The organism is Streptomyces sp. NPDC111802, assembly GCF_055634335.1.
In genome coordinates this window covers 22,408-41,785 of the sequence record NZ_JBVKCZ010000039.1, presented here as the reverse complement: position 1 = coordinate 41,785, position 19,378 = coordinate 22,408, and the positions used below count along the sequence as shown (strand labels likewise).

The following is a 19,378-nucleotide window of genomic DNA, read 5'->3' as shown; positions in this document are numbered from 1 at the left end:
CTGGGCCAATCAGGGGCGGGGCCGTGGGAGTGACGCGAGGACGAGCCGGCGCCCGCCCTCAACGGAACCCCGCGGCGCTACACCGGCGCCGGTGCCGCCTCGGCTTCCTGTGACGTGGCTGCCGCCGCCCGCTCCCGAGCCTCCCGCCGGGCCAGGATCACCCAGCCGATGGGAACGCCCGCCGAGAACAGCCACCACTGCAGCGCATACGCGTAATTCAGCGGAGCGTTCTCGTTGCCGGGCTTGCCGATCAGCTCCGGAGTGTCGCCCTTGGGCTCGGGCGCCGTCTGGACGACATAGCCGCCGAGTACCCGGGCACCCAGGCGGCCGGCCTCGCGCTCGCTGTTGATCAGCATGACCTGCCGGTCGGGGAGGCCCTTGAGGTTCTTGATGCCGCTCGCCTCGGTCGTCTCGTCCGGCATCAGCCGCCCGGTGACGGTGACCCGGCCGCTCGGCGGCGCGGGGACCTTGGGGAAGGCCGTCTGGCTCGGACCGTCGGCGGGGATCCAGCCCCGGTTGACCAGCAGCACCTTGCCGTCCGTCAGCACGAACGGGGTGAGGACGTGGAAACCGACCTCTTCGTCGGCGTTGACACGCCGCCTGACCACGACCTCCCGGTCGGCGTCGAAGTGGCCCTCGGCCGTCACCGTGCGGTACCGCTCCTCGGTGGTGACCGTGTGCCCCGAGGACGTCAGCCTCTCCACGGGCACCGGCTTCGCCTCCAGGGCGTCGGCGACCAGCTGGTTGCGGGCGCTGCGCTCCTCGTAGCGGTGCATCTGCCAGAAGCCCAGCCTGATCATCGTGGGGATGAGAAGCAGGGTGATCAGCGTGAGGATCACCCACTGCCGGGACAACAGGAAGCGGTACACCCCACGACCGTACAACTCGGTCGTGGGGCGGGTTCGGGCGGGTACCGGCTCAGACCTTGTCGACGATCCCCGCCTTTCCCTCCGCGCGGGCGCAGTGGGCGCCGCAGAACCAGTGACCGTCGACCTCGACGCCCTGCCCGATGATCTGCACACGACAGTGCTCGCAGATGGGTGCCATGCGGTGGATCGCACAGGAGAAGCAGTCGAAGACGTGCACCGCGCCCTGCGCGTGCACCTCGAAGGTCATGCCGTAGTCGTTTCCGCAGACTTCACATGTCGCCATGCGCCACAGGGTGAGCGGTCCCCGCGGCGCGAGCGAGAGGGCTGCGGGCGAGTCGCGCGGCAATCACCCGTCCGTACGGTCACTGCCCGACGCCGGTTCCACGTCCCGCAGGAGCTGTCCGAACGCGGCCTCGTCCACGACCGGCGTCCCGTGCTGCCGGGCCTTGACGATCTTCGAGGTGTTCGCGTCCGGATCGTTCGTGACGAGGAGGCTGGTCAGCCGGGACAGGCTCGTCGACACATGCAGCCCCGCCTCGATCGCCCGGTCCTCCAGCAGATCGCGCTCGACCGACGTGTCCCCGGAGAAGGCGACCCGCATGCCCTGTTTGAGCCTTTTGCCCTCTTCGTAGCGGCCTGGGTTGGGGTAGGGGCAGGCGGGCCTCCTGCGCGAGGGGCGCCAACTGGTCGGCCGGTAGGCGCTGTAACCGCCGTGGCCCCCGGCCTGCTGCCCGATCCGGGGCGTGGCCGTGTCCCGCCACTCCGTCAGCGGGCGGCACTCCTGGAGCGGCAGCCGCACGCTGTCCGCCGCCGCGGCCCGCAGGCTCGGCCGGAACGCCTCCGCGAGCACGCGCGCGTCGTCCAGCGCGTGGTGCGCGCGCTGCTGCACCACACCGAAGTGCGCGGCCAGCGACTCCAGCTTGTGGTTGGGCAACGGCAGGCCCAGCTCCTTGGACAGCGCGATGGTGCACAGCCGCTGGCGCACCGGCGCCTCGCGCTCCGCGCGCGCGTACTCGCGCGCGATCATCTGCCAGTCGAAGACGGCGTTGTGTGCGACGAGGACCCGGCCGTCGAGCCGGTGGGAGAACTCCTCGGCGATGTCCGCGAAAAGCGGCGCCGATTCGAGGATGTCGCTCGTCAGACCGTGGATCCAGACCGGGCCCGGGTCGCGCTCCGGGTTGACCAGCGTGTACCAGTGGTCCTCGACCTCGCCGCGCCCGTCCAGCCGGTAGACGGCCGCGGAGATTATCCGGTCGTCCCTCGCCAGGCCCGTGGTCTCCACGTCAACGACCGCGTATCCCTGGGGATACGCGGCCGGCCACGCAGTGGGGGAGGACGCTGCGGTCGTACGGTCTTCGAGCATGGTCACTGAGGATACGGGCCGCCACTGACAGCCCTGGCCGTCAGGTGCCTTGCCTCGCCCGCCTGTTCGAGGGCCGCGAACGCAAGGCCGTCAACTGCCTGCCCGGGGGCGTCGGTACGTCCCCGATGTCCCGAGCAGTGCGATCCTCCGCATATGACCGAACCAACGCACGACGAGCCCCACGGCGGCGCGCTGGGGGAGCGGCTGAACTGGCTGCGGGCGGCCGTTCTCGGGGCGAACGACGGCATCGTGTCGACGGCGGGGCTCGTCGTCGGCGTGGCCGGCGCCACGGACGACCGCTCGGCCCTGCTCACCGCCGGGCTGTCCGGGCTGCTCGCCGGGTCGATGTCGATGGCGGCGGGGGAGTACGTCTCGGTGTCCACGCAGCGCGACTCGGAGAAGGCCGCGTTGGCCGTGGAGAAGCGGGAGTTGCGGGAGTGGCCGGAGGCGGAGCTGGAGGAGCTGACGCAACTGCTGGAGCGGCGGGGGCTGTCCCGCGAGGTGGCCGAGGAGGCGGCGGTCCAGCTGACGGAACGTGACGCGCTGAAGGCGCACGCGCGCGTGGAGCTCGGAATCGACCCGGACCAGCTGACCAACCCGTGGCACGCGGCGTGGGCGAGCTTCCTGGCGTTCACCGCCGGGGCGCTGCTGCCGCTGCTGGCCATGGTGCTGCCGTCGGCGGACTGGCGGCTGGGAGTCACCGTCGCCTCCGTGCTGGCCGCGCTCACCCTGACCGGCTGGAGCAGCGCCCGCCTGGGCGCGGCGGCCCCGGGCCGGGCGATGCTGCGCAATGTGGCCGGCGGCGCGCTGGCCATGGGGGTCACCTACGCGGCCGGGTCGCTGCTGGACGCGGCGGGCGCGTAGCGCCGGGTCAGGCCGCCGCACCCACGGTCTGCGCGGCTCAGAGCGCTCCCCGGGCCCTCGGAGCGCGCCGGGCGCGGACCCCGACGTACGGTGAGAACGCGCCTCGAACACCCCCGAGCGCCGGTACGCCGAAAGACGAGAAGGACCCTCGCATGCGCGCCACCACCATCCACGCCCCCTTCGACATGCGCGTGCAGGACGTGCCCGACCCCTCGGTGCGGCAGCCCACCGACGCCGTGGTCCGGGTGCTGCGGGCCTGTATCTGCGGCAGCGACCTGTGGGCCTACCGGGGCGAGGCGGCCCGGCAGCCGGGGCAGCGCATCGGCCACGAGTTCCTCGGGCTCGTCGAGGAGACCGGCTCCGAGGTGACCGGCATCGAGCGGGGCGACCTCGTCGTCGCGCCCTTCATGTGGTCCGACGGCGTCTGCGACTACTGCCGCGAGGGCCTGACCACCTCCTGCGAGCACGGCGGCTTCTGGGGCACCGTCGGCTCGGACGGCGGCCAGGGCGAGGCCGTGCGCGTCCCCTTCGCCGACGCGACCCTCGTCCGGCTCCCCAAGGACGCGGCCTCCGACGACCATCTGCTGTCCGCCCTGCTGACGCTCTCCGACGTCCTGGGCACCGGCCACCACGCCGCCCTCGGCGCCGGGGTCCGGCCGGGCGCCACGGTCGCCGTCGTCGGGGACGGGGCCGTCGGGCTGTGCGCGGTGCTCGCCGCCAAGCGGCTCGGTGCCATGGGGGTGCCCCCGGTCGAGCGAAGCCGAGACTGGAGGAGGATCATCGCCCTGGGCCGGCACCAGGTACGCACGGACATCGCGCGCCGCTTCGGCGCCACCGATGTCGTCGCCGAGCGCGGGGACGCGGCCGTGGCGGCCGTACGGGAGCTGACGCGCGGACAGGGCGCGCACGCCGTCGTCGAGGCCGTCGGCACCGAACAGTCCATGCGTACGGCCGTCGACATCACCCGCGACGGCGGCGCCATCGGCTTCGTCGGTGTGCCGCACGGCAGCGGCACCGGCCTCGACCTCGCTGTCATGTTCGACAAGAACATCGCGTTGCGCGGCGGGGTCGCGCCGGTCCGCACCTACATCCCCGAGCTGCTGCCCGACGTGCTGGACGGCACGATCGATCCGTCGCCCGTCTTCGACCTGACGATCGGTCTGGAGGAGGTCCCCGCCGGCTACAAGGCGATGGACGAGCGGACCGCGCTCAAGGTCCTGGTCACCAACTGAGCACGGGAGAGAGGTGGCTGACGGCGTAACGGTTCACCAGCGGATCGGCACCGGCAACGCCGTCAGCAGTCCCGACAGCGCGACCACCACTCCCAGGGCGACGACCTCCGCCCGCGCGGGGGAGCAGGCGGACAGCGGGTCCGCCGCCCGGCCCAGCCGGATCCGCGCCCACAGCGCGAGCGCCGCCACGGCCGCGACCACGATCACCTTGGCCAGCAGGGCACGCCCGTACGCCGTCTCGGTCAGCTGGTCCAGGATCGTGCCCGACGGCATCCGGCGCAGCGAACTCCACACCCCGGTCGCCGTGATGGCGGCGAGCAGTACGGCCGCCACGCGCGCGTAGCGGCCGAGCAGCGCCGCGCCCGCCTCTCTGGCGTCCCACCCGCGCAGGGTCCGCAGGGCGTGCAGCAGCCCGCCGGTCCAGAGCGCCGCGCAGACCAGGTGCACCAGCGTCAGCCCGGAGCCCAGCAGTGGGCTGTACTCGGTCGTGGGGTGCGCGCGCAGCGCCTCGGCGACGACCACCGCGGCAAGCGGCCAGACCTGCGTGCCCGGCCGGCGCGAGAGGGCGCACAGACCTGCCGCCGCGAAGGCGTTGACCTCCAGCAGCGCGAGCTTGCCGTCCCGCGAGGCATACAGACCGCCGATGTCGAGGTCGGCGGGACTGTGCGGCACCAGGTTGCCCGTCGAGACGACCGACGCGAGACCGAGGGCGGCGACAAAACCGACGCCGGCCGCGTACGGCGCCCAGCTGCGGGGCAGGGCCCGGGGAGCGCCGGGCACGGTCCGGGCCAGCCGGTTCACGGACAGCTCGCCCAGCGGGACGCACAGCGCCGCGAGCAGCACCGCCCGCAACAGCGCGATGCCGCCCGTGCCGGGTGCCGCGGCCTCCCCGGTGCCGTGCAGCGCGGCCGGCGGACCGAGCAGCGGGATCAGCGCCGCCAGCGTCAGCAGGACGAGTACGGCGACGGCCCGGCCCGTACCGGCACGCCGTCTCGGCGCACTCCCGTCGGACACGCCAGGGGAGGATCTCGGCAACGTCACCTCAGAATCTTCACGAAACACGGCCAAGTCGGGCAAGTGCCGGAAAACAAGTGGGGATATGGCATTCCGTACTGAGGTACGGCCTGGAGGGCCCCGCCGCTCAGTCCCACCGCGCCGGATCCGCGCCCCAACCGCCGGGCGGCCGCGCCCAGTCGACCGGCCCGTCCGCGAACGACACCGGCGACAGCGCGTACCGCAGCCGCCCGAGCGCGCTGTCCCGCTCGGCGAGCCACGCGTCGGGCGTGTCGTAGGACAGGTCCCCCCGCGGGCCCGGCTCGATCCCGTTCACCAGCCAGTGAGCGGTGCGCGCCAGAGCCAACCGTACGCAACGCCCGTGCCCCTCCTCCCGCCGCTCGGTCAGCGCCCGCAGCACGGCCGCCGCCAGCAGATACCCCGTGCCATGGTCGAGGGCCTGCGCGGGCAGGGCGCCGGGACGTTCGGCCGAGCCTTCGATCGCGGCGATACCGGTGGCGACCTGCACGAGGCTGTCGAACCCGCGCCGCTCGCCCCACGGCCCGTACGAACCCCACGCCGACAGCTGCGCCACGATCAGCCCGGGGTGCCGTTCGGCCAGAGCCGGTGCCGACAGCCCGAAGCGGTCCAGGGCGCCCGGCCGGTACCCGGTGACGACGACGTCCGCCGCCGCGAGTAGTTCCTCGAAGGCGCGCCGGTCGGCCCTTAGGTCCAGCGTCGCCGAGCGCTTCCCGAAGCCGGTGTCGGTGTGCTGGTCGGCCAGTTCGGGCAGCTGCGGTGCGTCCACGCGCAGAACGTCCGCGCCGAGCAGCGCGAGCGTGCGGGTGGCGACCGGCCCCGCGATGACCCGCGTCAGGTCAAGGACCCGCACTCCGGCGGCGGGCAGCAGGGGAGTGCCGTCGAGCGGCGGGAGCGCACGCGCGCGTGCCGTGGCCGGCAGCTCGTGCTCGACGAGCGGACGCCGCGCCACGGCTGCCGCCTGCTCGTGCGCCGCCCATTCCCGCGGTGCGCGCAGTGCGACGGCAAGGCCGCCGGCCGCGTACACGGCATCCTCCGCCTCGTGCGAGGACCGTTCGGCGAGAGCTGCCGCGACGGCGTCCGGATCCTCCTGCGTCACACCCAGCCCGGCCAGCAGCCCGGCCCGGTGATGCGGATAGTTCGCATGGGTACGCACCCAGCCGTCCGCCGTCCGCCAGAACCGGGACAGCGGCGCGAACCAGACCGGTGCGCGCCCGTCGACCAGCAGATGGCGTTCGCTCACGAACGCCGTGGCGACCGCCCCGTCGTCCAGCCGCACCTCGGGCACCTGGGCGAGCCCGGCCCGCCGCGCCCCCAGCTCGGCGGCGGCCAAGGCACACGCGCCCACACAGGCGCGCGCCAACTCCCGTACGGGAAGACGCGCTTCGAGCGCGCCCTCCCGCACCACGGTCGACACCCGCGGCAGCAGGGCGGGGTCGCCGTCCACCGCGGACCAGGCAGTACTGAGTGCAGTCATGACCGCACTATGCAGTATCCGACTCAGTCAAAGTCATTCGGTTCAGTCGACGGCGTCCAGCGCGTTCACGATGCCGAACCCGTAGAAGCCGTTGAACCGCGTGCCGCCCTTGCACACCGCGTCCTGCGTGCCGTCGCCGTTCTGGTCGTACGACTCGGGGCAGCCCGGGTTGTCCGCCTGGGCCTTCAGCAGCGCGTGCAGCTGGGTCGGGGTCGCCAGCGGATACCGGGACTTCAGCAGCGCGGCCACCCCCGCGGCGTGCGGGGAGGCCATTGACGTGCCCTGCAGGAAGCCGTACTGCCCGCCCGGGAGGGTGGCCAGGATGCGGCCGTTCTTCGACGGGGTGTCCGGGATCTGGTAGAGCCGGTCGCCGCCCGGGGCCGCGATGTCGACCACGCCGTAACCGTACGAGGAGTAGTACGACTTGAGGTTCTTCACGCCCGTCGCGCTGACCGTGACGATGCCGGGCAGCTGCGTCGGTACGTCGAAGCACTTGTGCGGGTCGACGGTGCGCTCGACCGCCGTCGAGTCGTCGGGGCTGCTGTCGTCGACGACCGCGTCGGAGTCCAGGTCGTGGTTGGAGTTGCCCGCGGAGGCGAGGTTGAGCACGCCCTTCTTCTGCGCGTACAGCTGGGCCCTGTTGACGGCGTCGACGATCGCCCGCTGGTCCGCGTCGTCCATGCAGTTGTAGAGCCACGGGTCGACGTAGTAGCTGTTGTTCGTGATCTCCACACCGTGGTCGGCGGCGAACACGAAGGCGCACACGACACTTTCCGGGTAGTAGAGACCGTTGACGGGGTCGCTCACCTGGATGGCGGAGACCTTCACGCCGGGGGCGACGCCCGCTATGCCGACGCCGTTGCGGGGCGCGGCTATCTCGCCGGCCACATGCGTGCCGTGTGCGTCGGCGGGGGTGTACGGCCGCCAGGCGCCCGGGCTGGTGTCCGCCTTGCCGCCGGCGCAGTTCGCGGACTGGGCGGCGGAGAAGTTCGCGGCGAGGTCGGGGTGGGTGTCGTCGACGCCGTTGTCGATGACGGCGACGGTGACGCGGCTGCTGCCCGGGTTGATCTTCGCGGCCCGGTCGGCGCCTATCGCGCGCAGGTTCCACTGGTCGGCCTCGAGCGGCTCGCCGGCGTCCGTCGCGTCCGACGCGCTCGTGGTCCGCTCGGCCTGCTGCTTCGTCAGGGGCTGGACGGGCCCCTCGTCCGTGGACCCGGCGGCGGTCAGGGGCGCCGTACGGGCAGCGCCCGCCGACTGGACCCCGCGCACCCGGCGTATCAACTCGGCGAAGTCGGGGTGCGCCGAATGGGCGACGATCACGCCGATCCTGTCGTACGTGATCACGACGGTGCCGCCGGCCGCCTCAATCGCGCGGCGCACCGACTCGATCGTGCGGCGGTCCGGCTCGGTGTTGACGACATAGGCCAGGGTCGACGCCTCCGCGGCCCGCGCGACAGGCTCCCCGAACGGTGCCGCCGAGGCGGCCGACGGCAGGAAGCCGAGCGAGGCGGTCAGTGACAGAGCTAGCGGAACGGCGAGGCCGAGTCGGCGTCTGGACCGCAGATGAGCCATGGGATCTCCACATCATCCGGAACCGGAACCTGCCCGAGCCACGGATCGGTTCGGGCAGGTACATGACGAGAAGTGCTGGGCCGAAGCTATCCCTGAACCTCCTGGCCAGCAATCCGGCCGGACGACTTCGGAAAGAAGTCCGGGGAGTTGAACCGGTCCTCGCGTGGCGCCGTGACCTTGGACAGGAGGCGCGAGCACCATCGTGCCCCCTGTCGGATCACGCGCCGGGGCCCTAACATCGCCAGCCGGCTCAAGTGATCCATGTCACTGCGAAGAACAGAGCCGCCATGCCCGTGCCCGACCCGTCCCCTGATCCGTCCCCGACCCCCCAACCGTCCCCGTCCACCGTCGCAACAGCGCCCGCAACGCGAGGAGACTCCGTGGCTACCGACGCACCGCCCCCCTCGAAAGAGCAACACAAACTCCCCTCTCCCGAGGAGTTCGCCGAGGTGCATCAGAGCGCGGAGTTCGCCGAACTGCGCCGCTCCTACCGCTCCTTCGCCTTTCCGCTGACCGTCGCCTTCATCACCTGGTACCTGCTGTACGTCCTGCTCTCCAACTACGCGGGCGACTTCATGGGCACCAAGCTCTTCGGCAACATCAACGTCGCGTTCGTCCTCGGTATCGCCCAGTTCGTCACCACGTTCCTCATTGCCTGGTGGTACTCGCGCCACGCCGGCGCCAAGCTCGACCCCAAGGCCGAGGCCATCAAGACCCGTATGGAGGGCGGCGCATGAGCCCCGCGATGACCCAGGTCCAACTCGCCGCGAACGAGGCCAGCGAGCACCGGCCGCTGATCATCACCCTGTTCGCGTGCTTCGTGGTCGCGACGCTGTTCATCACCGTCTGGGCGGGCCGCCAGACCAAGGACGCCGCCGACTTCTACGCGGGCGGCCGCTCGTTCAGCGCCTTCCAGAACGGCCTCGCCGTCTCCGGCGACTACATGTCCGCCGCGTCCTTCCTCGGCATCGCGGGCGCCATCGCCCTCTTCGGGTACGACGGCTTCCTGTACTCCATCGGCTTCCTGGTCGCCTGGCTGGTCGCCCTGCTCCTGGTCGCCGAGCCGCTCAGGAACTCCGGCCGCTACACGATGGGCGACGTGCTCGCGTACCGCATGCGCCAGCGCCCGGTGCGCACGGCGGCCGGCACCTCCACGATCGTCGTGTCGATCTTCTACCTGCTGGCACAGATGGCGGGCGCCGGCGTCCTGGTCTCGCTGTTGCTCGGCATCACCACCGACGCCGGCAAGATCCTCATCGTCGCCCTGGTCGGCGTCCTGATGATCGTGTACGTGTCCATCGGCGGCATGAAGGGCACCACCTGGGTCCAGATGGTCAAGGCCGTGCTGCTCATCAGCGGCACGATCCTCATTACGTTCCTGGTGCTGCTGAAGTTCAACTTCAACATCTCGGACCTGCTCGGCAAGGCCGCCGAGAACAGCGGCAAGGGCGCCGCGTTCCTGGAGCCCGGCCTGCAGTACGGCGCCACCGGCACCTCCAAGCTGGACTTCATCTCCCTCGGCATCGCCCTGGTCCTCGGCACCGCCGGTCTGCCGCACATCCTGATCCGCTTCTACACGGTGCCCAACGCCAAGGCCGCCCGTAAGTCCGTGAACTGGGCGATCGGCATCATCGGCGGCTTCTACCTGATGACCATCGCCCTCGGCTTCGGCGCCGCCGCGCTGATCTCGCAGGACGAGATCATCGCCTCCAACCCGTCCGGCAACACGGCGGCACCACTGCTCGCCCTGCACCTGGGCGGCGTCGACTCGGCGTGGGGCGCGATCCTGCTCGCCACCATCTCGGCCGTCGCCTTCGCGACGATCCTCGCGGTCGTCGCCGGTCTGACGCTGGCCTCGTCCTCGTCGTTCGCCCACGACATCTACGCGAACGTCATCAGGAAGGGCCAGGCCACCGAGAAGGAGGAGGTCAGGGCGGCCCGCCTCGCCACCATCGGCATCGGCGCCGTCTCCATCCTCCTCGGCGCCCTCGCCCGCGACCTCAACGTCGCCGGCCTGGTCGCCCTGGCCTTCGCGGTCGCGGCCTCCGCCAACCTCCCGACGATCCTCTACAGCCTGTTCTGGAAGCGGTTCACCACCCAGGGCGCGCTGTGGTCGATCTACGGCGGTCTGATCGTCGCCGTCGGCCTGGTGCTGTTCTCGCCGGTCGTCTCCGGCGACCCGAAGGCGATGTTCCCGGACGTCGACTTCGCCTGGTTCCCGCTGAAGAACCCGGGCATCATCTCCATCCCGTTCGGCTTCCTCATGGGCTGGCTCGGCACGGTCCTGTCGAAGGAAGAGCCGGACGCCGGCAAGTACGCGGAGCTGGAGGTCCGGTCCCTGACCGGCACCGGCGCCCACTGAGCACGCCCCCTGGAGCGGCCGCGTCGTAGATCCCTACGACGCGGCCGCGTCGTACGTCGTCGGATCGGGCCGGTGTCGCTGTCAGTGCGGTCACGTAGGCTCACAGGTGACGGAAGTTGAATCTGGTCGTGACAGTTCAATCTGGTCGTGACAAAGGGAGGGGGCCCACGTGCTCATCGACACCTACGGCCGGGTGGCCACCGACCTGAGAGTCTCGCTGACCGACCGCTGCAATCTGCGGTGCACATACTGCATGCCCGAGGAGGGCCTGCAGTGGCTGGCCAAGCCGGACCTGCTCACGGACGACGAGATCGTCCGCCTGATCGACATCGCGGTCACCTCACTCGGTATCGATGAGGTCCGCTTCACCGGCGGCGAGCCCCTGCTGCGCCCCGGCCTGGTCGGCATAGTCGAGCGGGTCGCCGCGCTGGAACCCCGCCCCCAGATGTCCCTGACGACGAACGGCATCGGCCTGGGGCGCACGGCGGCCGCGCTGAAGGCCGCGGGCCTGGACCGGGTCAACGTCTCGCTGGACACCCTGCGCCCGGACGTCTTCAAGACCCTCACCCGCCGTGACCGCCACAAGGACGTCATCGAGGGCCTGTACGCCGCCCGCGCCGCCGGCCTGACCCCGGTCAAGGTCAACTCGGTCCTGATGCCGGGCCTCAACGACGACGAGGCCCCCGACCTGCTGGCCTGGGCGGTCGAGCACGACTACGAGCTGCGGTTCATCGAGCAGATGCCCCTGGACGCCCAGCACGGCTGGAAGCGCGACGGCATGATCACCGCCGGTGACATCCTGACCTCGCTGCGCACCCGCTTCGAGCTGACCCCCGAGGGTGAGGAGAAGCGCGGCTCGGCCCCGGCGGAGCGCTGGCTGGTCGACGGCGGCCCGCATGTCGTCGGCGTCATCGCCTCGGTCACCCGCCCGTTCTGCGCGGCCTGCGACCGCACCCGGCTGACGGCCGACGGCCAGGTGCGCACATGCCTGTTCGCCACGGAGGAGACGGACCTGAGAGCGGCGTTGCGCTCCGACGCCCCCGACGAGGAGATCGCCCGCATCTGGCGTTTGGCGATGTGGGGCAAGAAGGCAGGCGCGGGCCTGGACGACCCGTCGTTCGTGCAGCCGGACCGGCCTATGTCAGCCATCGGTGGCTGAAGAAGCCTCTTCCCATTCCTTCAACAGGACAACGTCCTTCAAAAACCCCCGCACCCCGAGAAACTGCGACAGATGCTCGCGATGCTCCTCGCACGCGAGCCATGTCTTCCGCCGCTCGGGCGTATGGATCTTCGGGTTGTTCCACGCCAGCACCCACACGGCGTCGGCACGACATCCCTTGGCAGAACAGATCGGCGTGTCACTCACAGATTCGTCTCACAAATAGCGCACAAAAAGGCGACGCCGAGCAGCCACGGGGGGAGCTGCCCGGCGTCGGTCCGTCGCTCCGACGGGGGATGCGGAGCGCCTACGAAGTATGTCACGGGTAACCCGCCGCCCGGCACCGGAACAACACTATTGATCTGAGCTTTTACTGAGCTTGGCGGGGACTCGTCTCCGGAATGAACCGGTCCGCGCAATCACACCCCGTCACGCGGTTTGCTTTGTGCGCCGGGCCCCGAATCGCCCGCCACATCTTCCGGGACCGATTCCGCGAAACCGTCATTCGTCCGCGGCGGCGCGATCATCGGCCGCACATGTGCGGTCACGAACGTCGACGGCAGAGACGGCGCATTCTCCCGCCCGGCGTTCGCGATCACCACCGCGATGTACGGCAGGACCGCGCCGAGCACCAACGCCACGATCGCGACGTGCCGTTCGACGTTCCACAGCGAGGCCGCGAGGATCACCGACAGCGTACGGACCGACATCGAGATGACGTACCGGCGCTGCCGGCCGCGCACATCCTCCTCGAGACCCGTCCGGGCCCCGGTGATCCGGAACACCTCGGTGTTGCCGCTCGCGTGCAGCTTCCGCATCACATTCCACCATCCGCCCGCATCGGACTCTCCCCCTGCGCGCACCCGTCCGCCCCGGGTCAGGGGGTCGGGCCGGGACACCTCCCACGGTACGCCTCGCCTGCGCCGCCTACGAGACCGGGGCTCCTGCCACCTGGGGGAACGCGGTCAGCCGTAACGCGTACGGCGGTGCCCGGCATGCGGCGTACCGGGCCCGGACCAAGACTGGGCGTACTGCTCACCCGAGCCGTACTAGGAGGCAGCCATGGGCTGGTTGTGGGCGATCATCGTGGGATTCGTGCTTGGCCTGCTCGCGAAGGCACTCATCCCTGGCAAACAGCACAGCCCTCTCTGGCTGACCACCATCTTCGGCATCCTCGGCGCCATCGTCGGCAACTCCATCGCCCGCGCCTTCGGCGTCGACTCGACCCGCGGCATCGACTGGAGCCGGCACGTCTTCCAGATCGTCGCGGCGGTGATCATCGTGTACCTGGGGGACATGCTGTACATGGCGACGCTGGGCAAGAGGAAAGAGCGGGCGTGAGCGAGGCGCCCCGTAAGGGGCGCGGGGAACTGCGCGAGCGACCACGACGCGGCGGCAGTTCGCACACAACCCGCACCCCTACGGCGCACCCGTACGGCACGTCCAGCGGAGCTACCCCATGACCTCGACGGCCGCGAGGTTCTTCTTCCCGCGCCGCAGCACCAGCCAGCGCCCGTGCAGCAGGTCCTCCTTCGCGGGCACCGCGTCCTCGCCGGCGACCTTGACGTTGTTGACGTAGGCCCCGCCCTCCTTCACGGTGCGCCGAGCGGCCGACTTGCTGGCCACCAGCCCGACCTCGGCGAACAGGTCGACCACCGGGCCGAGCTCGGCGACCTGGACATGCGGCACCTCGGACAGGGCCGCCGCCAGCGTCGCATCGTCCAGCTCGGTCAGCTCGCCCTGCCCGAAGAGCGCGCGGGACGCGGCGATCACCGCGGCCGTCTGGTCGGCGCCGTGCACCAGCGTGGTCAGCTCCTCGGCCAGCGCACGCTGTGCGGCACGGGCCTGCGGACGCTCCTCGGTCTGCTTCTCCAGCTCCTCCAGCTCCGTACGGGACTTGAAGGAGAGGATGCGCATGTAGGTGGAGATGTCCCGGTCGTCCGCGTTCAGCCAGAACTGGTAGAACGCGTACGGCGTCGTCATCTCCGGGTCGAGCCAGATGGCGCCGCCCTCGGTCTTGCCGAACTTGGTGCCGTCCGCCTTGGTCATCAGCGGCGTCGCGAGAGCGTGCACCTGCGCGTGCGGCTCCAGCCTGTGGATCAGGTCCAGCCCGGCCGTGAGGTTGCCCCACTGGTCGCTGCCGCCCTGCTGGAGCGTGCAGCCGTGCCGCCGGTACAGCTCCAGGAAGTCCATGCCCTGGAGCAGCTGGTAGCTGAACTCCGTGTAGCTGATGCCCTCTTCGGACTGCAGCCGGCGGGCGACCGAGTCCTTGGTGAGCATCTTGTTGACGCGGAAGTGCTTGCCGATGTCCCGCAGGAACTCGATGGCCGACATGCCGGCCGTCCAGTCCAGGTTGTTCACCATCAGCGCGGCGTTGTCGCCCTCGAAGGAGAGGAAGGGCTCGATCTGCCCGCGCAGGCGGTTCACCCAGTTCGCGACCGTCTCCGGGTCGTTCAGCGTGCGCTCGGCCGTCGGGCGCGGGTCGCCGATCTGGCCGGTTGCGCCTCCGACCAGCGCCAGCGGGCGCAGGCCCGCCTGCTGGAGGCGGCGCATGGTGAGCACCTGGACCAGGTGACCGACGTGCAGGCTCGCCGCGGTCGGGTCGAAACCGCAATAGAACGTGACGGGACCGTCCGCGAGCGCCTTGCGCAATGCGTCCTCGTCAGTGGACAGGGCGATCACGCCACGCCACTTCAGCTCGTCGACGATGTCCGTCACGGTTCTCGTGTCTCCTTGATGATCTCGGGCAGTCGGGTGACAGCCGACTACGAGGTTATACGCCCTGACTGACAGAGCTCATGTTGAAATCGGGGACGCGCAGCGTCGGCATCGCCGCCCTGGTGAACCAGTCGCCCCACTCCCTAGGCAGGGTCTTCTCCGAACGCCCCGCCTCCGTCGCCCGGCCCAGCAGATCGACCGGCGACTCGTTGAACCGGAAGTTGTTGACCTCACCGGTCACCTCGCCGTTCTCGACGAGGTACACCCCGTCCCGGGTCAGTCCGGTGAGCAGCAGCGTCGCCGGGTCGACCTCGCGGATGTACCACAGGCAGGTCAGCAGCAGCCCGCGCTCGGTGCCGGCGACCATCTCCTCGATCGAGCGGTCCTGGCCGCCGTCCAGGATCAGGTTGTCGATCGCCGGCGCCACGGGCAGACCGGTCAGCCCCGCGCTGTGCCGGCTGGTCGTGAGGTGCTTCAGCTCGCCCGCGCTCAGCCACTCGGTGGCCGCGAGCGGCAGCCCGTTGTCGAACACCGACTGGTCGCCCCCGGAGGAGTGCGCGATCACGAACGGGGCTGACTCCAGACCCGGCTCGTTCGGGTCGCTGCGCAGCGTCAGGGGCAGCTCGCTCAGCTTCTCGCCGACGCGCGTCCTGCCGCCCGGCTTGGAGAACACCGTCCGACCCTCGGCCGCGTCCCGCCCCGAAGCCGACCAGAGCTGGTAGATCAGCAGGTCGGCCACGGCGGTCGGCGGCAGCAGCGTCTCGTACCGGCCCGCCGGCAGCTCCAGGCGCCGCTCGGCCCAGCCGAGCCGTACGGCCAGCTCGGCGTCCAGCGCGGTCGGGTCCACGTCCTTGAAGTCCCGCGTGGAGCGGCCCGCCCACGCCGAGCGGGTACGGTCCGGCGACTTGGCGTTCACCTCCAGCGTCCCGTTGGGCTGGTCGTGCCGCAGCCGCAGCCCGGTGGACGTGCCCACGTACGTCGACACCATCTCGTGGTTGGCGAAGCCGTACAGCTCCCGTCCGCCCGCACGCGCGCGTGCGAACGCCTCGCCGAGCGCCGGGGCGAAGTCGGCGAACACCGTGGACGACGTCTCCGCCGGGGCGTCCGTGAAGTCGGGCGACGCCGGTACGTCCGTCACCAGCGGCTGCGCGTCCTCGGCGGGCCCGGCGGCGCGCGCGGCGGCCTCGGCGGCCCGCACCAGCGGCTCCAGCTCGTCCGCGGTCACCGCCGACCGCGACACGACGCCGGAGGCCGTGCCCTCCTTGCCGTCGACGCTGGCGACGACGGTGAGCGTCCGTCCGCGCGTGACGCCGTTCGTGGTCAGCGCGTTGCCCGCCCAGCGCAGATTGGCGGTCGACTGCTCGTCGGCGATGACGACACACCCGTCCGCCCGCGACAGCTCAAGGGCCCGCTCGACGATCTCGTGCGGCTTGTGCGCCTTGTGGGAGTGAGCGCTCATCGACCGGCCTCCTGCGTGGTGTTCAGAATGTTGACGCCCTTGAAGAGGGCCGACGGGCAGCCGTGCGACACCGCCGCGACCTGCCCCGGCTGCGCCTTGCCACAGTTGAAGGCGCCGCCCAGGACGTAGGTCTGCGGACCGCCCACGGCCGCCATCGAGCCCCAGAAGTCCGTGGTCGTCGCCTGGTAGGCCACGTCCCGCAGCTGACCGGTGATCCGCCCGTTCTCGATCCTGAAGAACCGCTGCCCGGTGAACTGGAAGTTGTAGCGCTGCATGTCGATCGACCAGGACCGGTCGCCGACGACATAGATCCCGCGGTCCACGCTCCCGATCAGATCCTCGGTGGACATCCCGGCCGGATCCGGCTGGAGCGAGACATTGGCCATGCGCTGCACCGGCACATGGCCGGGGGAGTCGGCGAACGCGCACCCGTTGGACCGCTCGAAGCCGGTCAGCTTCGCGATCCGCCGGTCCAGCTGGTAGCCGACCAGGGTGCCGTTCTTCACCAGGTCCCAGGACTGGCCCGCGACGCCCTCGTCGTCGTACCCGATGGTGGCGAGGCCGTGCTCGGCGGTGCGGTCACCGGTGACGTTCATCAGGTCCGAGCCGTACCTGAGCTTGCCGAGCTGGTCGAAGGTGGCGAAGGAGGTGCCGGCGTAGGCGGCCTCGTAGCCGAGGGCGCGGTCCAGCTCGGTGGCGTGGCCGATGGACTCGTGGATGGTCAGCCACAGGTTGGACGGGTCGACGACCAGGTCGTACGGTCCCGCCTGCACGCTCGGCGCCCGCATCTTCTCGGCGAGCAGCTCCGGGATCTGCGCAAGCTCGGATTCCCAGTCCCAGCCCGTTCCCGTCAGATACTCCCAACCGCGTCCGACGGGCGGCGCGATGGTGCGCATGGAGTCGAACTCGCCGCTCGACTCGTCGACCGACACGGCCGTCAGCTGCGGATGCAGCCGTACCCGCTGCTGGGTGGTGACGGTCCCGGCGGTGTCGGCGTAGAACTTGTTCTCGTGGACGGTGAGCAGCGAGGCGTCCACGTGGTTCACCCCGTCCGCAGCCAGCAGCCGCGCGCTCCACTCGGCCAGCAGCCCCGACTTCTCCTCGTCGGGCACGGCGAACGGATCGATCTCGTACGACGAGATCCACGTCCTGTCGGTGTGCACGGGCTCGTCGGCCAGCTCCACCCGCTCGTCCGACCCGGCGGCCTTGATCACCTGGGCGGACAGCTTCGCCATCGCCACCGCCTGCGACGCGACCTTGGCGGCGGCGTCCAGGGTCAGATCCACACCGGACGCGAACCCCCAGGTCCCGCCGTGCACCACCCGCACCGCGTAGCCGAGGTCGGTGGTGTCCGACGACCCGGCGAGCCTGGCGTCCCGCAGCCGCCAGGACGCGCTGCGCACCCGCTCGAAGCGGAAGTCCGCGTGCTCGGCGCCCAGCGCACGCGCGCGTGCCAGCGCCGCGTCGGCCAGGGCGCGTAGCGGAAGCGCCGTGAAGGCTTCATCGATCGTATGAGGCACGGAGGTCTCCCTGCTGTCGTGGCCTGTCGGCCCGATCATTTCGCGCGGGCGGGGCCGTGGACCACACGTTTCCGGCTGGAGTCCGCGTCTTTCTGTAGAGACCCGACAGTGACACCCCGACGCCACTGTGGGTGCCCGAATGTCCCCGGACGCGACCGGCCCGATAGGTTTTCGGTGAAGCCGCCTGTCATCGAGCTGTCCGGGCGGGTGTGTCAGCCACCTATCGAAAGGGTGATCCGTTGAGCCGCTCGGTTCTCGTCACCGGAGGCAACCGGGGCATCGGCCTCGCCATCGCCCGCGCTTTCGCCGACGCCGGCGACAAGGTCGCGATCACATACCGCTCGGGTGAGCCGCCGGCCGCCCTGACGGAATTGGGCTGCCTGGCCGTCAAGTGCGACATCACCGACACCGAGCAGGTGGAGCAGGCCTACAAGGAGATCGAGGCCGAGCACGGCCCGGTCGAGGTGCTGATCGCCAACGCCGGCATCACCAAGGACCAGCTCCTGATGCGCATGTCCGAGGAGGACTTCACCTCGGTCATCGACACCAACCTCACCGGCACCTTCCGCGTGGTCAAGCGCGCCAACCGCGGCATGCTGCGCGCCAAGAAGGGCCGCGTGGTGCTCATCTCGTCGGTCGTCGGGCTGTTCGGCGGTCCCGGCCAGGCGAACTACGCCGCGTCCAAGGCCGCCCTGGTCGGCTTCGCGCGCTCCCTCGCCCGTGAGCTGGGCTCGCGCAACATCACCTTCAACGTCGTCGCGCCCGGCTTCGTCGACACCGACATGACCAAGGTGCTCACCGACGAGCAGCGCGAGGGCATCGTGAAGCAGGTGCCGCTCGGTCGTTACGCGCAGCCGGAGGAGATCGCCGCGACGGTGCGGTTCCTCGCCTCGGACGACGCCTCGTACATCACTGGAGCCGTCATCCCCGTTGACGGCGGACTGGGAATGGGTCACTGATCACCATGAGCGGAATTCTCGAGGGCAAGCGCGTCCTGATCACCGGTGTGCTGATGGAGTCCTCCATCGCCTTCCACACCGCCAAGCTGGCCCAGGAGCAGGGCGCCGAGATCATCCTGACCGCCTTCCCGCGGCCCACGCTGACCGAGCGCATCGCCAAGAAGCTCCCGAAGCCCACCAAGGTCATCGAGCTCGACGTCACCAACGACGAGCACCTCGGGCGGCTGGCCGACATCGTCGGCGAGGAGCTCGGCGGCCTCGACGGCGTCGTGCACTCCATCGGCTTCGCACCGCAGGACGCGCTCGGCGGCAACTTCCTCAACACGCCGTTCGAGTCGGTCGCCACCGCCATGCACGTCTCGGCGTACTCCCTGAAGTCGCTGACCATGGCCTGTCTGCCGCTGATGCAGAACGGCGGCTCGGTCGTCGGCCTCACCTTCGACGCGCAGTACGCCTGGCCGCAGTACGACTGGATGGGCCCGGCCAAGGCCGCCCTGGAGGCCACCAGCCGCTACATGGCGCGTGACCTGGGCGAGCAGAACATCCGCTGCAACCTCGTGTCGGCCGGCCCGATCGGCTCCATGGCCGCCAAGTCCATCCCGGGCTTCGCCGAGCTCGCCTCCGTGTGGGACACCCGCGCCCCGCTGGAGTGGGACCTCAAGGACCCGGAGCCGGCCGGCAAGGGCGTCGTCGCGCTGCTGAGCGACTGGTTCCCGAAGACCACCGGCGAGATCGTCCACGTGGACGGCGGCCTGCACGCCATCGGCGCCTGATCTCCCGGACGTCGTCGAC

General features: G+C 70.7%; 19 protein-coding genes. 8 read left to right on the top strand and 11 right to left on the bottom strand.

Annotated elements, in window-relative coordinates:
- Positions 1 to 77: 77 nt before the first annotated feature.
- From ACZ7NC_RS33915 to ACZ7NC_RS33905, 3 genes are all read right to left on the bottom strand, one after another.
- Positions 78 to 869: an SURF1 family cytochrome oxidase biogenesis protein gene (locus ACZ7NC_RS33915; RefSeq protein ID WP_471493897.1), complete on the bottom strand. Its 792-nt coding sequence runs from the start codon at positions 867 to 869 to the stop codon at positions 78 to 80.
- Between the two features lie 49 nt (positions 870 to 918).
- Positions 919 to 1,152 (bottom strand): hypothetical protein, encoded by a 234-nt coding sequence (locus ACZ7NC_RS33910; protein WP_471493895.1) that lies wholly within the window; start codon positions 1,150 to 1,152, stop codon positions 919 to 921.
- Between the two features lie 63 nt (positions 1,153 to 1,215).
- Positions 1,216 to 2,232: a DEDDh family exonuclease gene (locus tag ACZ7NC_RS33905; protein WP_471493893.1), complete on the bottom strand. Its 1,017-nt coding sequence runs from the start codon at positions 2,230 to 2,232 to the stop codon at positions 1,216 to 1,218.
- 153 nt (positions 2,233 to 2,385) lie between these two features.
- On the opposite strand from ACZ7NC_RS33905, the gene ACZ7NC_RS33900 reads away from it, so the two are divergent.
- Both ACZ7NC_RS33900 and ACZ7NC_RS33895 read left to right on the top strand, forming a co-directional pair.
- A complete protein-coding gene (locus tag ACZ7NC_RS33900; protein WP_471493891.1) occupies positions 2,386 to 3,096 on the top strand; it encodes a VIT1/CCC1 transporter family protein in 711 nt (236 codons plus the stop codon).
- A 152-nt stretch (positions 3,097 to 3,248) separates the two neighbouring features.
- Positions 3,249 to 4,328: a zinc-dependent alcohol dehydrogenase family protein gene (locus ACZ7NC_RS33895; protein WP_471493890.1), complete on the top strand. Its 1,080-nt coding sequence runs from the start codon at positions 3,249 to 3,251 to the stop codon at positions 4,326 to 4,328.
- Between the two features lie 33 nt (positions 4,329 to 4,361).
- Here the strand turns inward: ACZ7NC_RS33895 and ACZ7NC_RS33890 are convergent, their stop codons facing one another.
- From ACZ7NC_RS33890 to ACZ7NC_RS33880, 3 genes are all read right to left on the bottom strand, one after another.
- Complete coding sequence (locus tag ACZ7NC_RS33890; RefSeq protein WP_471493888.1) at positions 4,362 to 5,342, bottom strand: CopD family protein; 981 nt, start codon at positions 5,340 to 5,342, stop codon at positions 4,362 to 4,364.
- Between the two features lie 127 nt (positions 5,343 to 5,469).
- Positions 5,470 to 6,837 (bottom strand): CoA transferase, encoded by a 1,368-nt coding sequence (locus tag ACZ7NC_RS33885; protein ID WP_471493887.1) that lies wholly within the window; start codon positions 6,835 to 6,837, stop codon positions 5,470 to 5,472.
- A gap of 42 nt (positions 6,838 to 6,879) precedes the next feature.
- Entirely contained in the window at positions 6,880 to 8,409 is a 1,530-nt protein-coding gene (locus ACZ7NC_RS33880) for a S8 family peptidase (protein ID WP_471493885.1), read from the bottom strand.
- Positions 8,410 to 8,789: 380 nt separating this feature from the next.
- Between ACZ7NC_RS33880 and ACZ7NC_RS33875 the strand changes: the two genes are divergently transcribed.
- The 3 genes from ACZ7NC_RS33875 to moaA all read left to right on the top strand — a co-directional run bounded on the left by ACZ7NC_RS33875 (position 8,790) and on the right by moaA (position 11,930).
- Complete coding sequence (locus tag ACZ7NC_RS33875) at positions 8,790 to 9,146, top strand: DUF485 domain-containing protein (protein WP_471493883.1); 357 nt, start codon at positions 8,790 to 8,792, stop codon at positions 9,144 to 9,146.
- Entirely contained in the window at positions 9,143 to 10,771 is a 1,629-nt protein-coding gene (locus ACZ7NC_RS33870; RefSeq protein WP_471493881.1) for a solute symporter family protein, read from the top strand. Before ACZ7NC_RS33875 ends, ACZ7NC_RS33870 begins: the two co-directional genes overlap by 4 nt.
- A gap of 169 nt (positions 10,772 to 10,940) precedes the next feature.
- Complete coding sequence (gene moaA / locus ACZ7NC_RS33865) at positions 10,941 to 11,930, top strand: GTP 3',8-cyclase MoaA (protein WP_471493879.1); 990 nt, start codon at positions 10,941 to 10,943, stop codon at positions 11,928 to 11,930.
- Here the strand turns inward: moaA and ACZ7NC_RS33860 are convergent.
- Complete coding sequence (locus tag ACZ7NC_RS33860; protein WP_471493877.1) at positions 11,913 to 12,137, bottom strand: hypothetical protein; 225 nt, start codon at positions 12,135 to 12,137, stop codon at positions 11,913 to 11,915. The two genes, moaA and ACZ7NC_RS33860, sit on opposite strands and share 18 nt — an antisense overlap.
- 212 nt (positions 12,138 to 12,349) lie before the next feature.
- Positions 12,350 to 12,748: a DUF3099 domain-containing protein gene (locus ACZ7NC_RS33855; protein ID WP_471493875.1), complete on the bottom strand. Its 399-nt coding sequence runs from the start codon at positions 12,746 to 12,748 to the stop codon at positions 12,350 to 12,352.
- A 244-nt stretch (positions 12,749 to 12,992) separates the two neighbouring features.
- Between ACZ7NC_RS33855 and ACZ7NC_RS33850 the strand changes: the two genes are divergently transcribed.
- Positions 12,993 to 13,271: a GlsB/YeaQ/YmgE family stress response membrane protein gene (locus tag ACZ7NC_RS33850; RefSeq protein WP_471493873.1), complete on the top strand. Its 279-nt coding sequence runs from the start codon at positions 12,993 to 12,995 to the stop codon at positions 13,269 to 13,271.
- Between the two features lie 111 nt (positions 13,272 to 13,382).
- On the opposite strand, the gene tyrS is transcribed toward ACZ7NC_RS33850, so the two are convergent.
- Genes tyrS through ACZ7NC_RS33835 form a run of 3 tightly spaced genes read right to left on the bottom strand, consistent with a single transcriptional unit; the run spans position 13,383 to position 17,666 of the window.
- A complete protein-coding gene (gene tyrS, locus ACZ7NC_RS33845; protein WP_471493871.1) occupies positions 13,383 to 14,648 on the bottom strand; it encodes a tyrosine--tRNA ligase in 1,266 nt (421 codons plus the stop codon).
- A gap of 55 nt (positions 14,649 to 14,703) precedes the next feature.
- On the bottom strand, positions 14,704 to 16,107 hold the full coding sequence (locus tag ACZ7NC_RS33840) for a metallopeptidase TldD-related protein (protein ID WP_471493867.1): 1,404 nt from the start codon (positions 16,105 to 16,107) through the stop codon (positions 14,704 to 14,706).
- Positions 16,104 to 17,666 (bottom strand): TldD/PmbA family protein, encoded by a 1,563-nt coding sequence (locus tag ACZ7NC_RS33835; RefSeq protein WP_471493865.1) that lies wholly within the window; start codon positions 17,664 to 17,666, stop codon positions 16,104 to 16,106. The genes ACZ7NC_RS33840 and ACZ7NC_RS33835 overlap by 4 nt, the downstream gene beginning before the upstream one ends.
- 200 nt (positions 17,667 to 17,866) lie before the next feature.
- Here ACZ7NC_RS33835 and fabG point away from each other — a divergent pair, with 200 nt between their 5' ends.
- Positions 17,867 to 18,586, top strand: coding sequence for a 3-oxoacyl-[acyl-carrier-protein] reductase (gene fabG / locus ACZ7NC_RS33830; protein WP_471493863.1), 720 nt, complete (start codon positions 17,867 to 17,869; stop codon positions 18,584 to 18,586).
- Between the two features lie 5 nt (positions 18,587 to 18,591).
- Positions 18,592 to 19,359 carry an enoyl-ACP reductase FabI gene (gene fabI / locus ACZ7NC_RS33825; protein WP_471493861.1) on the top strand — a complete coding sequence of 256 codons (768 nt, stop codon included), beginning with the start codon at positions 18,592 to 18,594 and terminating at the stop codon, positions 19,357 to 19,359.
- Positions 19,360 to 19,378 lie beyond the last annotated feature (19 nt).

Excerpts from the sequence above, each read along its gene's own strand:
- ACZ7NC_RS33835 (WP_471493865.1), bottom strand. The coding sequence starts at position 17,666 with ATGATCGGGCCGACAGGCCACGACAGCAGGGAGACCTCCGTGCCTCAT.
- ACZ7NC_RS33880 (WP_471493885.1), bottom strand. The coding sequence starts at position 8,409 with ATGGCTCATCTGCGGTCCAGACGCCGACTCGGCCTCGCCGTTCCGCTA.
- ACZ7NC_RS33900 (WP_471493891.1), top strand. The coding sequence starts at position 2,386 with ATGACCGAACCAACGCACGACGAGCCCCACGGCGGCGCGCTGGGGGAG.
- ACZ7NC_RS33905 (WP_471493893.1), bottom strand. The coding sequence starts at position 2,232 with ATGCTCGAAGACCGTACGACCGCAGCGTCCTCCCCCACTGCGTGGCCG.
- ACZ7NC_RS33840 (WP_471493867.1), bottom strand. The coding sequence starts at position 16,107 with ATGAGCGCTCACTCCCACAAGGCGCACAAGCCGCACGAGATCGTCGAG.
- ACZ7NC_RS33885 (WP_471493887.1), bottom strand. The coding sequence starts at position 6,837 with ATGACTGCACTCAGTACTGCCTGGTCCGCGGTGGACGGCGACCCCGCC.
- ACZ7NC_RS33850 (WP_471493873.1), top strand. The coding sequence starts at position 12,993 with ATGGGCTGGTTGTGGGCGATCATCGTGGGATTCGTGCTTGGCCTGCTC.
- ACZ7NC_RS33895 (WP_471493890.1), top strand. The coding sequence starts at position 3,249 with ATGCGCGCCACCACCATCCACGCCCCCTTCGACATGCGCGTGCAGGAC.
- ACZ7NC_RS33855 (WP_471493875.1), bottom strand. The coding sequence starts at position 12,748 with ATGCGGAAGCTGCACGCGAGCGGCAACACCGAGGTGTTCCGGATCACC.
- ACZ7NC_RS33910 (WP_471493895.1), bottom strand. The coding sequence starts at position 1,152 with ATGGCGACATGTGAAGTCTGCGGAAACGACTACGGCATGACCTTCGAG.
- fabI (WP_471493861.1), top strand. The coding sequence starts at position 18,592 with ATGAGCGGAATTCTCGAGGGCAAGCGCGTCCTGATCACCGGTGTGCTG.
- ACZ7NC_RS33870 (WP_471493881.1), top strand. The coding sequence starts at position 9,143 with ATGAGCCCCGCGATGACCCAGGTCCAACTCGCCGCGAACGAGGCCAGC.